Annotated in this window: 7 protein-coding genes; 2 read left to right on the top strand and 5 right to left on the bottom strand. The window is 73.8% G+C overall.

The window, feature by feature from the left end; all coding sequences use genetic code 11:
- Window positions 1–36: 36 nt before the first annotated feature.
- Window positions 37–900, top strand: a complete 864-nt coding sequence (locus tag AC4H2G_RS17170) for a DUF6882 domain-containing protein (protein WP_494366942.1) — start codon at window positions 37–39, stop codon at window positions 898–900.
- 5 nt (window positions 901–905) lie between these two features.
- On the opposite strand, the gene AC4H2G_RS17165 is transcribed toward AC4H2G_RS17170, so the two are convergent.
- From AC4H2G_RS17165 to AC4H2G_RS17150, 4 genes are all read right to left on the bottom strand, one after another.
- Window positions 906–6,968 carry an Ig-like domain-containing protein gene (locus AC4H2G_RS17165; RefSeq protein WP_494366941.1) on the bottom strand — a complete coding sequence of 2,021 codons (6,063 nt, stop codon included), beginning with the start codon at window positions 6,966–6,968 and terminating at the stop codon, window positions 906–908.
- Window positions 6,969–7,122: 154 nt separating this feature from the next.
- The gene (locus AC4H2G_RS17160) at window positions 7,123–7,365 is read right to left on the bottom strand and encodes a hypothetical protein (protein ID WP_494366940.1); all 243 of its coding nucleotides are present in this window, start codon (window positions 7,363–7,365) and stop codon (window positions 7,123–7,125) included.
- Window positions 7,362–7,982 (bottom strand): ArsR/SmtB family transcription factor, encoded by a 621-nt coding sequence (locus AC4H2G_RS17155; RefSeq protein ID WP_494366939.1) that lies wholly within the window; start codon window positions 7,980–7,982, stop codon window positions 7,362–7,364. The genes AC4H2G_RS17160 and AC4H2G_RS17155 overlap by 4 nt, the downstream gene beginning before the upstream one ends.
- A gap of 91 nt (window positions 7,983–8,073) precedes the next feature.
- Window positions 8,074–14,163, bottom strand: coding sequence for an Ig-like domain-containing protein (locus tag AC4H2G_RS17150; RefSeq protein WP_494366938.1), 6,090 nt, complete (start codon window positions 14,161–14,163; stop codon window positions 8,074–8,076).
- 138 nt (window positions 14,164–14,301) lie between these two features.
- Between AC4H2G_RS17150 and AC4H2G_RS17145 the strand changes: the two genes are divergently transcribed.
- Complete coding sequence (locus tag AC4H2G_RS17145) at window positions 14,302–15,147, top strand: oxygenase MpaB family protein (RefSeq protein ID WP_494366937.1); 846 nt, start codon at window positions 14,302–14,304, stop codon at window positions 15,145–15,147.
- A gap of 4 nt (window positions 15,148–15,151) precedes the next feature.
- Here AC4H2G_RS17145 and AC4H2G_RS17140 read toward each other — a convergent pair whose 3' ends face one another.
- Window positions 15,152–15,649, bottom strand: a complete 498-nt coding sequence (locus tag AC4H2G_RS17140; protein WP_494366936.1) for a MarR family winged helix-turn-helix transcriptional regulator — start codon at window positions 15,647–15,649, stop codon at window positions 15,152–15,154.
- Between the last annotated feature and the right edge of the window lie 64 nt (window positions 15,650–15,713).

Genomic DNA, 15,713 nt, shown 5'->3' with positions numbered 1-15,713 from the left:
CCCCCGGGGTGCACCGGACGGGGCTACGTTCGATCCATGACCGAGCCGCCCGTCCTCCAGGATCTCGTCGACGACGCCGCGTTCCTGTCCCACGAGCACCAGCTGCACCTCGCAGACCTCTACGGAGACGACGCGTGGCACGCCGACCTGTCGACGGGCACGTTCACCTTCACGTCGACCACCGGCGTCACCACCGAGTGCCGGCTGCAGCTCCTCGGGACGTCCGCCTCCGGACCCGGGACGTGGCTGTGGGCCTGGCAGAACGTCAACGGCTTCCCCGACGCGGTCCTCGTGGCCGCGGAGAAGACGCGGGGTACCGGCCTGCCGGAGACGACGACCGCCGAGCTCTCGCTGTCCGGGGAGCTGCCGCACCGGCTCACCCTCGCGGCCAAGACGACGACGGGGTCGTTCGCGCACTACAGCGCGCCGGTCCGGAGCGGCACGCGCGCCTGGTTCCTCCTCGAGCACCCGACGCTCGAGCTGCCCCCGCCGACCGTGCCGCGCGTCGTGCGCTCGCTGAGCGAGGGGCTGCTGACCGTGACGGTCGCCGACCACCGCCGGGCGGTGCTCGCCTACGCGGACGGCAGGGGGCTCGCCGTCGAGCCGGGCGACGACGGGTCGGTCGCGCTCGTCGTCCCGGGCGGTGCGGTGACCGTGGCGTTCGACGACTCCGCCCGGATCACGCAGATCCAGGCGACGGCGCGACCCGCCGGCGAGCCCGCTGCCGAGCCCACGGCCGCCGAGGCCGACGCCGCCGAGGAGCCCACGGCCGCCGAGGCCAGGGCAGTCCAGCCGGCTGCTGCGGAGCCCGCCGCCGTGGCCGAGACCTCGGCCGCGGCGGCGGGTTCCGGCACGCCGAGCGAGCCGCCGCGCCGGCGGTGGTTCCGCCGGCACGGCTGAGGGGATCAGCCCCAGGTCACGCTGCGCGAGTCGCCGAAGGCGCTGGTCTTGATCCAGACCTGGGCGCCCGGCATCCCGTAGTGGCACCACATGGGCGCGCGGGCGAAGTTGCCGTTCGCATCCGTCCGCAGCGGGTTGCCGTTGCGGTCGCGGTCGTAGGTGCGCGTCCCCTCGAACTGGTGCCCACCGCCCTCGCTCGTCCAGCACGACGCGGTGAACGACGTGTTGGGCTCGGCACCGGAGATCGACAGGTCGACGATCGCGCACGACGAGTGGATGCACGTGACGGAGGGGTAGTTCGATCCCTTGTACGCCTGGAGGACGGGCTCGGGCTTCTTGTCGGACGTCGCGCTCCGGCAGGTCTGGTTCGCCGCGCCCTCGGTCGGCGTGACGGTCACGCAGATCTCCCGGGTCTCCGAGTAGCCGACGCTCAGCGTCCCGGCCCCGGACGCGTTGTTGGAGCTCACGGCACCGGTGACCGACGTGGTGTACGGGCGACCGTTGTCCGACGTCGACCAGCTGTAGGTGATCGCACGGTCGCCACCGGTCACCGTCAGGGCCGGCGCGGGGATCGGTCCGTACGGGGTGGCCGAGGCGCTCGACGCGGGTCCCGGCTCGTTCGCGCCGTCGACACCGGCGACCGCGCGGACCTGGATCGTCGCCTCGCGGCCGTCGGTCAGGCCACCGACGACCTTGTCCCCGCCGAGGGCGGCCCAGCCGCCGCCCGCGTCGTACTGGTACCGGATCTCGTCGGCGCGCACGCCGCTGCCGGTCGCCGCGCCGAAGGAGAGCTGGACCTGCCCGTCCGACCCTGTGGCGCGTGCGCTGAGACCCGAGACGGCGCCGGGAGCGGCGAACGCGCGGACCGGGTTGGACGCGGGGGAGGACTCGGCGTCGCCGAACTTGTCGGTGGCCTTGTTGTGCGCCCGGACGCGGAACGTGTAGCCGGTGGTGTCGGCGGGCAGGCCGACGGTCGTGCTCGTCGCACCGCCGCCCGCGGTCACCTCCCGCACGACGGAACCGCCCTGGAGCACGTCGACCGTGTACTGCGAGATCGCGGCACCGTTCGGGTCGGGAGCGGTCCAGGAGACCTCCATCTGCGATGTCGCGCCGATCGACGCGCGTCGCGCGGTGGGCGCGGCGGGCGCGGCGGGCTTGCCCGCGGGGGTCTCGGACGCGGACGGCTCGCCCCACTCGGACGGGTCGGGGGCGCGGTTCTCGGCCTGGATCTGGACGGTGTAGGCCTGGCCGTTGGTCAGGCCCTCCCACGTGGTGGTGGTCTCGGTCAGGCACGTCTTGTCGGTCGCGCCGCCGGCGGGGGCCGGCGAGATGCGCAGGTTGACGCACTCGATCGCGGACCGGTCGGTGTAGGTCGCGTTCTTCCACGTGACGGTGAGGGACTCGTCGCCGAACTCGAGCGTGGGCGCGGCGGGCGGGTCGGGCTTCTCGTCGGGGCGCGCGACGGCCGAGGGTGGGGAGGCGGGTCCGTCGTCGACGGCGTTGGTCGCGAACACGGTGAACGTGTACTCGACGTCGTTCGTCAGCCCGTCCAGGGTGCAGGTGGTCGTCCCGCACTGCTTCTCGTACCCGTTCTGGGAGCGCACGGTGTAGCCGGTGATCTCGGCGCCGTTGTTGTTCGGCGGGTCCCAGGACAGCACGACGGTCTCGGAGCGGACCTCCTCGACCTGCGGGGTCGGCGGTGCCTCGGGCTTGCCGAGCACGGTGAGCTGGACGCGGCCCTCGACCTCGCGGTCGGGGTCCTTCGTCGCGTCCTGCACGCGGTAGCGCACGACCATGACCCCGACGAAGTCCTCGCGGGGCGTCACGACGACGGAGTCCCCACGGACGACGGGCGGAGTGCCCTGACCGGTCTCGATCACCGCGTCGAGCAGCGTGAGCGGGGTGTCGGGGAAGGGGTTGGAGTCGTTCGCCAGGACGTCGACCGTGGTCTCCTTGCCCTGGTGCGCGTCGGCGACGGCGTCGTCGTTCGCGCGCGCCAGCGGGCGGGTGGACGCCACCACCGTGAGACGCGCCCGCGTGGCGACGGGCGGGTTGTTCTCGTCGGACACGGTGATCGGGACCTCCACGACCGTGCCCTGGGGGACCTCGGGCGTGGCCTGGGCATGCAGCGTCGAACCCTCCACCGTGACGGTGATCCCCTGGCCCGGCGGCGACGCCTCGAACGACAGGGTGTCGCCGTCGGGGTCGGTCGCGAACCGGGCGAGGTCGGCGGACGCCTCCTCACCCGCCGCGACCTCGAGGGTCGCGTCGCGCAGCTCCGGCGGGAGGTTCTCCGGCGGCAGCACGGTGATCGGGAGCGTGAGCAGCGCGACGTTGCCGTCGGGGTCGTCCGGACCCGAACCGTCGGTGACCTCGAACGTGACCGACGCCGGGCCGTGGTACTCCGGGCTCGGGGTGTAGGTGATCTGCGTGACCGACGTGACCTCGCGCGAGCCCTCCGTGGCCTTGACCGTCTCCTCGGTCGTCAGGCGCGGCGTGCGGCCCTCGACCACCAGCACGTGCTCGGTGATGTCGATGTCGAGGGACTGACCGGCGACGACCTCGAGGGACGTACCCGGACGCAGCGTCGGGACCTGGTCGGTCAGGCCGGGGACCTTGACGAACGCCTTGGCGGTGAGACCGTCGACGTCGGTCACGGTGTAGGTGAGCACCTGCCGCTGCTCGGTGAGGGTCACGACGAGGTCGCCGTCCTCGCTCACGGTCGCGGTCTGCGCGTCGGTCGACACGTCGAGCTCCGTCGCGGCGCCGTCGGGGTCCTCGTCGTTGTCCAGCACGGGGACGACGACCTCGCTCTCGCCGAGGATCTCCTCGACCTGGACCGCGTCGTCGCGCGCGACGGGGGGCAGCAGGGGTGCGTCGGCGGCCACGTTCACGGTGATCGCGCCGGTGGCGCGCGCGCCGTAGGTGTCCTGGATGCCGTAGTAGAACGTGTAGGCGCCGTCGTCCGCCGGTGACGTGATGACGATGCGGTCGGCGACGACCTCGGCGTCCAGGCCGTGCTCGTCCTCGACGGCGGCCGGGACGAGGGCGACCTGGTCGCCGTCGGGGTCGGTGTCGTTGCGCAGCGCCGCGACCGAGACCGTCCGGTCGGGCCGGACCGTGATCTCGTCGTCGACGGCGACCGGGGCCTGGTTGGTCTCTGCCGGCCGGGAGATGCCGACGCGCACGGTCCCCGTCGCGGTCGCGCCGCGGGCGTCGAGCACCGAGTACGTGAACGTGTCGAGCCCGGTCGAGCTCTTCGACGCCGTGTACTCGAGGCTCCCGTCGACCACTCGTGCGGTGCCCTTGCTCGGCGCCGAGGCCACGCCCGTGACCTGGACCGAGTCGCCGTCGGGGTCGATCCCGAGGAGGGGGACGTCAACCCGCACGGCCGCGCCGGACAGGACGCGGGCCTCGATGTCGCGGGGCTGCGGCGGCTCGTTGTCCTCGTCGTCGCGGATGCGGATCGTGACCTGGGCGGAGTCCTCCTGGCCGTTGGCGTCGCGCACGCGGTAGATCGCGTGCGCGGTCCCGGCCTCGGACCCTGCCCGGAAGCGGAGGGTGTCCTCGGAGACGAACGCCTCGCCCAGCGTCGGGTCGACGTCCTGCTCGAGCTCGGGCTGTAGGAACAGCTCGAGACCGTCCGGGTGGGTGTCGTTCTTCAGCACGGGGATTGTCACGACGTCCCCCGTGTGCACCATGACCTCGTCGGCGACGGCGTTCGGCGGCTGCAGCTTCGTCGGCGCGGGCACGGCGACGACGCGCACCTGCCCGGTCGACGTCTGCGTCCCGTTCGAGACCGTGTACTCGACCGTCACCGGGCCGTCCAGGCGGCGGATCTCGGTGATCCGCAGCATCTGGTGGGCCAGCACGGCGACCGACACGCCCGCGTCGTCGGGCACCGTGACGGACTGCACCACGAGGACCCCGCCCGCCGGGTCGGTGTCGTTCGCGAGGACGTCGACGAGCGTCGTGCCGCCGGTGGGGAGCAGCGCGGTGTCGGCGACGACGATCGGCGGGCCGCTCGCGGCTTCCGAGGGCAGGACGTCGACGCGGACGAGGCCCGTCGTGACACCCGGACCGTCGGTCACCTGGTAGGTGAGGTCGTACGAGCCGGGCTCGTCCGCCACGAACGCGAAGGTCCCGGCGTCGAGGTTCGGCGTGACGAGCGCGCGGTCGTGCTCCGAGACGGTCGTCAGGCGGAGGGCGTCCGAGTTCGGGTCGCTGTCGTTGCGCAGCGGCTCGACGGTGACGGACTGCCCGGCCGGCACGACCACGTGGTCGTTCACCGCGATGGGCGGCTGCGGGCCCGCGACCACGTCGACGAGGAGCTTGCCCTCCGCGATGCCGCCCAGGCCGTCGGCGACCGCGAGCGTGACGATCTTTCGACCGGTCGACCCGCCGCCGTCGCGGAGCTCGACGGTCCCGTCGGGCCGCGAGCGGACGTCGTCGCCCGCCACCGTCGCGTCCGCCGAGGCGAGGTACAGGTCGTCGCCGTCGGGGTCCTTGAAGAAGGGCAGCACCTTGATCGTGGCGGTCCCGCCCTGCGCGACCTTGAGCACCGGGTCGCCGGTCTGCTCGGGGATCTCGTTCTCGTCCCAGGGGGAGACCCTCAGCGAGACCCCGGCCTCCGCCGTCCCGCCGCGACCGTCGGAGACCGCGTACCGGAAGCCGCGCGTGCCCTCGGCGTCCTCGGGCACGACCGCCTGCAGGGCGGCACCGCCGAGGATCTGCTCGACCGTCACACCGTCCGGTCCGTCGCCCGCCACGCTCGCCGTCATGACGTCGCCGTCCGGGTCGACGTCGTTCGCGAGCACCGGGAGGATCGTCGTGCGGCCGGGTCGGACCCCGAACACGTCGTCCTTCGGCTGCGGCGGCTTGTTCGGCTGCGACCGGTCCGCGATGAACTGGTCCACCTGCTCCGGGTTCGTGAGCTCGGCGTCGGACTCCTCGCCCTCGGCCTCCTCCGGGATCTGCACGTCCCAGTCGTCGACCTTCTCGTACTCGTCCGCCGCCATCCACAGCGTCCCGGCCGCCAGGTCGTTGAGCACCACGACGTGCCGGTTCACCCGGTACTCCAGGCGCGCCTGCGGATCCACGCCCTCGAGCCGCTTGTCGAGGTCGCGGTCCGTCCCGGCGCAGTCGCGGACCACCTGCCCGGTGGAGCCCCACGCGCCGTACGTGCAGCCGTCGAGCTGGACGGGAGCCGACGGCGATCCCTGCGCCGCGCGCGTCAGCGCGTCGCCACCGTCGAGCGGTTGGGTGACGAGCCCCGCCGCCGTCGCGACGACCACGTCGTCCGACGCCGCGGACGACTGCTGCAGCCGCGCGCCGTCGCCGCCCTCGACCGGGACGGTCTTCCCGCCCGGGAGCACGAGCGTCGACGCCGAGCGGTCGAGGACGACGGGCTGGTCGCCGACGGCGGTCACCGCGAGGTCCGCACCGTGGCTCACCGGGAGGGTCGCGGTGCCGGGCGCCCCCTCGACCACGCCCTTGCCGGACGTCTCCACGGTCCACAGCGTCCCGGTCGACGGGACCGCGACGAACACCGTGCCGTCGCCCGCGACCGTCAGCGCACCGTCACCCTCGAGCTCCGCGACCGGATCCATCTCCTCCGGGTCGAACGAGGACGCGCCGTCGAACGGCAGGACCCACAGCAGACCCTCCTCGCCGTCGAGGACCGCCGTCGTCGCCCCGCCCGACGCGACCTGGGCGCCCGCCGGCACGCGCACCTGCCCGGCGAGCGACAGGTGCGCGACGTCGACCGGAGACGCCGTGCCCGTCCCGTCGTCGTCCAGCAGCACCCGACCCTCGTCCTGCTGCACGTCGAACGACGCCGATCCCGCCACGAGCACGCCGTCGATCGCCTGCGACTCGGAGTTGAACCGGCCCAGCTGCCCGGACGACGTCTTCGTCACCCACACGCCCGAGTCGTTCAGCTCCACGTCGGCCGTGGCCTCGCCCTCGTACCACAGGGCCAGCCCCACGACGGCGGTCGAGAACACCGACACGGTGCTCACCGACGCCACGGCGCGGCGGTTCTCGTTGAGACGTGACAGGAAACCCACGGAACTCCCCCGGTCGGTACCTCGGCTCGGCCTGCACCGGCGGAGCGAGAGGCCGGAACGGCGCGAGCGGCCCGGACGAGCATAGCCGGGACGGGAGAGCGGATCACAGGCCTCGAGGGGGCAGAGGTACCCACCCGGCAGACCCGGGGACGGCTCAGCGCAGGAGCAGGGGGTGGCTCTGCGCGGCGTTGTCGTCGAGCCGCTCGAGGTGGCTGCGGGCGAGCGTGTCCCGGGCGGCGAGACCCTCGGCCCGGGCGCAGCGCGCCGCGAGCACCACGGCACGGGCGGCGGCGCGCCGTCGGCCCAGCGCGGTCAGGTGGGAACCGACCCGGACGAGGAGCCGGTCGACCCCGCGCAGGTCGGCGGTGCGAGGCAGGGTGGGGGAGTACGCGCTCATGAGGGGTTCTCCGTGCCGTCGACGAGGGGAAAGAGGTTGAAGTGGACCTGGACGGGCCGGGCGCCCGGCGTCTGTTCCTGATGGCTGTACCGCTCGAGCGTCTCGGAGAACTGGTCCCACGCGGCACCGACCTCGGCCATCTGCTCCGCGGTCAGCCAGGTGGCCGTCGTCGTGAGCCGGGTGACGTCGAGCCACGCACGGCCGAGCGTCTGCGAGTTCTCCAGGAGCGACTGGATCTTGCGTGCGCGCGCCTTCTCGAACTCGAGGGCGACCGTGAGGGACGTCGCGATCGCCGCGACGTCCTCCGGGTCCTCGGGGAGCCCCAGTCGGAACCCGCCGGGCCGGCGCTCCCACCAGCGTTCGCGGCCGGTGCCGCGGTCGGCGACCTCCTGGATGAAGCCGTGGCGCGCGAGCTGACGCAGGTGGTAGCTCGTCGACCCGCTCGACTCGCCGACGAGCTCGGCGATCCCGCTGGCCGTGAGCGCGGAGTGCGCGGAGAGCAGGTCGAGGATCTGGATCCGCAGCGGGTGGGCCAGCGCCTTGAGCTGGGCGGGCCCGAGGGACTGCTCGGTGTCCCCGGTGTCCGCTGCGGCCGTCACGGCGTCGTCTGTGCTCATGACGACGACGCTACCGATCCAAAGAACTCTTTGCAAGGGTTTCTTTGCAGCGAGTTCTTTGGACCGGTAGCACGCCGTGCGGAGCCCTGCGTCAGGGCGCCGGCCAGGTCGTCCTCTCGTAGTGCTTGCCGTCGATCACGACCCAGGCCTGCGCCAGCCCGCCGTTGATGTAGGCGTTGCCCAGCACGCACGGCAGGTCGACCCAGCCGTTGGCGTTGAGCGTCGCCGAGTAGGAACGGCCCGGGCGGACGATGTTGTGGTCGTACCCGTCCGCGTTGCTCCAGCACTCGAACGTGTGCGAGCCAGACGGGAAGTCCGCGTTCGCGTACACGCGGACCTGCGTGCACATGTACCCCGAGCAGCCCGCGACGTTGCTCTGCGGCCCGCGCCCCACCCACGCGCGCGGGTTCGGCGGCGGCGGTGGCGCGTCGGTCGCGCCGGACGCCGAGACGTACCCCGAGCAGCCGGCGGCGTTGCACGCGCGCGCCTGCACGGTGTAGCTCCGCGAGTACCCGCCCGCGAGGTCGATGCGTCCCGTCCCGGTGCCGCTGTTGCTCTCCGAGCCGGACAGCGACCACTCGACGCGCGCGGCGTTGCCGCCGTCCGAGCTCGGCCCGCTCACGGTGAACCAGCCGTCGGTCGCCGACGCCTTCGTCCACGAGACCCCGGGCGTGCTCGGTGTCGTGTACGGCGTCACCGAGCCGGACAGGCCTGTCCACGTCGAGCACCCGGCGGCGTTGCACGCCTGCACGTCGAACGTGTACGGCTGCCCGTTCGTCAGGCCGGTGAAGGTGTAGGTCGTGGCGGTCGACTGGATGCTGCGACCACCGGCGCCGTTCGCGCGCACGGTGTACGTCACCGCGTCGCCGTTGGCGTCCGCCGCCCCGAAGGTCACGCGCGCCTTCCCGTTCGTGTCGCCGGAGATGAGCGCGGCCGACGGCGCCCCGGGCGCGCCCGGCTTGCCGTAGGGGATCACCGCGGCGGACGCGGCGCTCGCCGCGCCCTTGCCGGCCTTGTTCTCCGCGGTGACCGTGAACGTGTACGACGACTCGTTGTCGAGCCCGGTCGCCGTGTACGAGTTGCCGGCGACGGGCACGGCGGCGCCGTCGCGGGAGCCGTTCCGGATGCGCTGCACGTGATAGGTCTTCACGGCGTCACCGTTCTCGAACGGCGTGCTCCACGTCAGGCCGATCACGCCGCCGTTGACGGCACTGTCCGAGCGCGTCGCGCTGGGCGCGGCGGGCGCGTCCGGCACGCCGGCGGGGACCTCGGGGGCCGACTCCGCGCCCCAGTCCGACGGTTCCGGCGCCTCGTTGACGGCCTGGACCGTGACTGTGTAGGGCACGCCGTTGTCGAGACCCGACCAGACGGTCTCGGTGCCCGCGACGCACGTCTTGCGGAAGACGCCGTCGTCCGGGGCCGGGACGATCTCGAGGTTGACGCACCGGATGGGGGAGCGGTCGGTGTAGGTCGCGTTCTCCCACGTCACCGTGAGCGAGCGGTCGCCGAAGGTCAGGGTCGGCGCCGCCGGCGGGTCCGGCTTCTCGTCCGGCCGTGCGGGCGGCGACGGGGGCGACGCGGGCGACGGGCCGACCGCGTTCTCGGCGACGACCGTGAACGTGTACTCGACGTCGTTCGTCAGCCCGTCGAGGGTGCAGGTCGTCGTCGCGCACGCCTTCTCGTACCCGTTCTGCGACGTCACCGTGTAGCCCGTGATCTCCGCACCGTTGTTGTTCGGCGGGTCCCACGTCAGCACGACGGTCTCGGAGCGGACCTCCTGGACCTGCGGCGCGGTCGGTGCCTCGGGCTTGCCGAGGACGGTGACCGTGACGCTGCCCTCGACCTGCCGCTCGACGTCCTGCGTCGCGTCCTGGACCCGGTACCGCACGACGAGCACGCCCACGAAGGACTCGTCCGGGGTCACGAGGACCTCGTCGCCGGCGATCTGGGCGGACCCGTCGCCGGTGTCGACCGCGGCGCCCAGGAGCTCCAGCGGCCCGACCTCCTCGAACGGGTTCTTGTCGTTGCGCAGCACGGGCACCGAGATCTCGACCCCCTGGTGCGCGTCCTCGACGACGTCGTCGACGAGCGTCGCGAGGGGACGGGTCGACGCGACCACGGTCACGGCGAGCTCGCCGTCGACCCCGGGGTTCTCGCCGTCGCCCACCTGCACGGGGACGGTGAGCGTCGTGCCGCGCTCGACGTCGGCCGAGGCGCGGACGGTGACGGTGGACCTCTCGACGGTCGTCGTCAGGCCCGGGGCGGACCCCGTGACGGTGAACGTCAGGGGGTCCTCGTCCGGGTCGGTCGCGAACCGGGCGAGGTCGATCGAGGTCTCCTCCCCGGCCGCGACCTCCACCGTCGGCGCACCCAGCTCGGGCGGCAGGTTCTCCGGCGGGAGCACGCGGATCGGGAGGGTCAGGACGGCGGTCGCGCCGTCGGGGTCGTCCGGCCCGGTGCCGTCGGTGACCTCGAAGGTCACACCCGCCGCCCCGGCGTACTCGGCGCGCGACGTGTAGACGATCGTCGTCGCGCCCGTGACCTCGCGCGTCCCCTCGAACGCGGTGACCGCCGACTCCTCCGTGAGGCGCGGGGTGCGGCCCTCGGCGACGACGACGTAGTCGGCGACGTCGATCGTCAGGGGCTCGCCGCTGAGCACCTCGAGCGGGGTGATCCCGGCGCGCAGGACGGGCTTGCGGACGGGTTCCTCCGCAGTGCCGAGCCCTGGCACGCGCACGAACGCGCGCGTGCTGAGCCCGTCGACGTCGGTCGCGGTGTACGTGATCACCTGGGCTTCGGTCGTCAGCGGGACCGTCAGCACGCCGTCCTCGTCGACGGCGACGTCCTCGTCCGCGACCTCCACCGTGAGCTCCTGCGCCGTCCCGTCGGGGTCGACGTCGTTGTCGAGCACGGCGACGTCGACGCTCTCGCGGCCGAGCACCGCCTCGAGCGGGACGACGTCGTCGTGGGCGACGGGGGGCAGCAGCGGTGCGTCCCGGCGCACGACGACCGTCACGGCGGCCGAGGCGCGCGCCCCGAACGCGTCCTGGACGGCGTAGTAGAACGTCGACGTCCCGTCGTCGGGCGGCGTCGTGACGACGACGCGGTCGCCCACGACCTCGGCGGGCAGCTCGAGCGCGCCCTCGACCTCCGACGCGACGAGCGACAGCTGGTCGCCGTCCGGGTCGCTGTCGTTGTCGAGCACGTCGACGGCGACCGTGCGCCCCGGCCGGACCGTGACCTCGTCGTCGACCGCGACGGGCGGCTGGTTCGTCGCGGGCGGGACCGAGATGCCGACGCGCACGGTGCCGGTCGCCGTCGCGCCGCGGGCGTCGACCACCGCGTACGTGAACGTGTCCGTGCCGACGGCCGTGGCCGTGGCGGTGTACTCGAGGTAGCCGTCGACGAGCTCGGCGGACCCCTTGCCCGGCGGGGACGCGACGCCGGAGAGGGTCACCCAGTCGCCGTCCGGGTCGACGCCGCCGAGCGGGACCGCGATGCGGACCGTCGTCCCGCTGAGCACGCGGGCGACGACCTCGGGCGGCCGCGGGGCGGCGTTGTCCTCGTCCGCCCGGACCCGGATCGTCACCTGGGCCGAGTCCTCCTGACCGTTGGAGTCGCGGACGCGGTAGATCGCGTACGTCGTCCCGGCCTTGCTTCCGGCGCGGAACCGGAGGAGGTCCTCGGAGACGAACGCTTCCCCGACGGCCGGGTCGACGTCCTGCTCGAGCTCCGTCTGGAGCGTCAGCTCGAGCTGGTCGGGGTGCACGTCGTTGCGCAGCACCGGGATGTCGACGACGTCGCCGGCCTGCACCGTGACCTCGTCGGGCAGCGCCGTGGGCGGCCGCAGCTCGACCGGCGGCGGGACGGGGACGACGCTGACCTCGCCGACCGCGGTGCGGGAGCCGTTGGACGCCGTGTAGCGGAACGTCACGGGCTCCGACTGGCGTCGCACCTCGGTGACGCGCAGCACCTGGTGCGCCAGGACGGCGACGGAGATCCCCGAGCCGTCCGGCACCTCGACCGACTGGACGACGAGGACGCCGCCCGAGGGGTCGGTGTCGTTCGCGAGCACGTCGACGAGGGTGGAGCCGTCGGCGGGGAGCAGAGCGCGGTCGGACACGACGACGGGCGGGGCGTCGTCGTCGGCCGGGGCGACGACGTCGACGCGCACCAGACCCGTCGTGACGGACTGGCCGTCGCTCACGTCGTAGGTCAGGTCGTAGGACCGCGCCTCGGTGGAGCGCACGTCGAACGTGCCGGCCTCGAAGCTCGGAGTGATCTCCGCGGGCGCCTGCTCGGCGACCCCGACGAGCCGCAGGGCGTCGCCGTCCGGGTCGGAGTCGTTGCGCAGGGGCGAGACCGTGACGGTCTCGCCGACCGGGACGACCACGTGGTCGTTGACCGCGGTCGGGGGCTGGTCGGCGGGGACGGAGTCGACGAGGAGGCGGCCCTCGGCGGTGACGCGACCGTCGGAGACGAGCAGCTCGACGATCTTGCGCCCCGGCGCGGCGCCCGCGTCGCGGTACTCGACGGTGCCGTCGGGAAGGGTGCGGACCTCGTCGCCCGCGCCCGACGTGCTCGCCGAGGACAGGAAGAGCTCGTCGCCCTCGGGGTCACGGAAGTAGGGGAGGACCTTGATCGTCGCCGTGCCGCCCTGCACCACCTTCAGCACCGGTTCACCGGTCTGCGCGGGCGGCTCGTTGACGTCCCAGCCGAAGACCTCGAGCGTGACGTCGGCCTCGGCGGTCCCGCCGGCCCGGCCGTCGCTCACCCGGTACGTGAACGACGAGCGCCCCTCGGCGTCCGCGGGGACCGTCGCCTGGAGTGCCGCACCGCCCAGCACGGGCTGCACGAGCACGTCGTCCGGGCCGGCGCCGGCGAGCTCCGCCGTCATCACGTCGCCGTCGGGGTCGACGTCGTTCGCGAGCACGGGCAGGATCGTCGTGCGACCGGGGCGCACGCCGAGGACGTCGTCGTTCGGCAGCGGCGGCCGGTTGGGCTTCGAGCGGTCGGTGAGGACCTGGTCGACCTGTTCCGGCGAGCTCTCCTCGCTCTCGGACTCCTCGCCCTCGGCGTCCTCGGGCTTGACCTGGTCCCAGTCGTCGACGACCTCGAACTCGTCCGCCGCCATCCACAGGGTGCCCGCCGCCAGGTCGTTGAGCACGATCGCGTGCCGGTTCACCCGGTACTGCAGGGTCGCGCGCGTGTCGACGCCGTCGAGCGTGCGCTGCAGGTCGCGCTCGGTCCCCTCGCAGTCGCGCACGACCTCCCCGGACGACGACCAGGCGCCGTACGTGCAGCCGTCGAGCTGTACGGGCGGCGCCGGGACGCCGCTCGCACGCCGGACCACGGCGTCACCCCCGCGCAGGGGCTGGGTGACGAGCCCGGTGGCCGTCGCGACGACGACCGAGCCCGACTCGGCGGACGGCTGCTGGAGCCGGGCCTCGGACCCGTCCGCCACGCTCACCACGCTGCCCGACGGCAGCACGACCGTGGAGGCGGTCCGGTCGAGGACGACGGGGAGCTCGCCGACCGTCGTCAGCTCGAGGTCCGCGCCGGCGGCGACCGCGAGGGCCGACGACGTCGGCTCCTCGGCCACGCCGTCGGGACCGGAGCGGACCTCGTGCAGCAGCCCTTCGGCAGGGTCGGCGACGAAGACCGTGCCGTCCGTGGAGACGGCGAGCGTGCCGCCCTCCCCGACGGTGGCGACCGGCTCGGTCTTCTCGGGGTCGAGGCCGGTGGCGGCGTCGAACGGCATGACCCAGAGCGTGCCCTCGTCGGTGTCGAGCACGGCGACGGTGCCGCCGCCCGAGCGGACCTGGGACCCCGCCGGCGCGCGCACGGAGCCGTCGAGCACGAGGTGGGCGACGTCCACGGGGCTCGCGGTGGACGTCGCGTGGTCCTCGACGAGCACCCGACCCGCCTGCTGCTGGACGTCGAAGGACGCGCTCCCGGAGAGCAGCGATCCGTCGAGCGCCTGCGACTCGGCGTTGAACCGGCCGACGAGGCCGGTGGACGTCTTCGTCACCCACACGCCGGAGTCGTTGAGCTCGACCTCCGCGGACGCCTCACCCTCCGACAGCGCGGCGACGGCGACGAGCATCGTCGCGAAGAGGGCCACGACGGTCGCCGAGGCGACGGTCCGGCGGTTCGCCGCGACACGCGACCTGATTCCCACGACGTCCTCCGAGCACGTCCCGGACGACCTGCCGGCCGGTCCGGAGGCGCGCCCACGGGGCGCCGCCCGCGAGCACAGGATAGAGCCGCGATCGGGCCGTGGGGCTGCGTGCTCGCGCCATGGTGGGACGATCAGGACATGCTGGACGCTCTTTCACCCGTACGGCGCTCCGCGGGCGCGGCGATCCTCGCGCGCGTCGCCGGGCCCGACGCCGCGGCGACCCGCGCGCGCATCCACCACTCGCCCGGCGTGCGCTGGTTCGAGGAGAGCTCGCCGGTCCGGCGCGTGCACGGCGACGCCTCGATGTTCGTCGGCGGTCTGCGCGCGCTGCTGCTGCAGAGCCTGCACCCGCTCGCGATGGCGGGCGTCGCCGCGCACTCGGGGTTTCGCGGGGACCCGTGGGGCCGGCTCCAGCGCACGTCGACGTTCATCGCGACGACGACGTTCGGCACGGCGGACGACGCGCAGCGGGCCGTCGACGCCGTCCGTGCGGTGCACCACCGCGTGCGCGGGACGGCCCCGGACGGGCGACCGTACTCCGCGGGGGACCCGCACCTGCTGCGCTGGGTGCACGTCGCCGAGACCGAGAGCTTCCTCGTCGCGCACCAGCTGTTCGGCGCGGACCCGCTCGACCGCGCGGGGTGCGACGAGTACGTGGACCGGGCGGGCGACGTCGGGCACCGCCTCGGGGTCGAGGACGTGCCGCGCTCGTGGGCCGAGCTGCAGGCGTCGGTCGCGGCCTACCGGTCCGAGCTCGCCGTCACGCCGGCGGCGCTCGACGCCGCACGCTTCCTCCTCGTCGAACCGCCGCTGCCGGCCGCGGTCCGGCCCGTCTACGCCGGCCTCGCGGCGGCGGCCCGCGCGTCGTTGCCGCCGTGGGCACGCGACGGGCTGCCGCCGGTGCGGCTCGTGCCGCCGGCGCTCGCCGGTCCTGCCGGTGCGGTCGTCACGCGCGCGATCCGGTGGGCGCTCCCCGCCCCGTGACGGCTCAGTCGCGCGCGTCCTTCTCGGCGCGCGCGGCGTCGACCAGCGCGGAGATCCCGCGCACGAGCGCCCGCAGGTCGTCGAGGTCGAGACGCGCCAGGAGGTGCTGCGTCGGCTCCTCGCGCGCCGCGAGACGCCGGACAGCCTCCGCCCCGCGCTCCGTCGCCGCGACGAGGCGCACGCGCCCGTCGCTCGGGTCCGGACGGCGTTCGGCCATCTCCGCGGCGACGAGACGGTCGACGATGCCGGAGACCGTCGCCGCCGTGACGCCGAGGACCTCGGCGAGGTGGTGCGCGCCGGACGGCCCGTCGAGCTGCAGGACCGCGAGGGCGCGCAGCTGCTGCACGGTGAGCGGGGTGGTGAGGATCGGCTCGAGCCGCTGCGCGAGGAAGATCTCGCTGAGCACGGCGCCGGCGTCCTCGACGCGGTCGACGAGTCGACGGCGCTCGTCTGCCTGGTCGTCGTTGCGCGGCTCCCGCCGCTCGTCGTGCTGCTCTCCCACGACGTGACCGTACCGGGAACCCGTCGTGGATGCTTAGCGTTAGGCTAACGATCGACGACGGCGT

The organism is Cellulosimicrobium sp. BMG9.23, assembly GCF_059159985.1.
The sequence above is the reverse complement of the archived record's forward strand: the minus strand, read 5'-3'. Positions and strand labels throughout refer to the sequence as shown.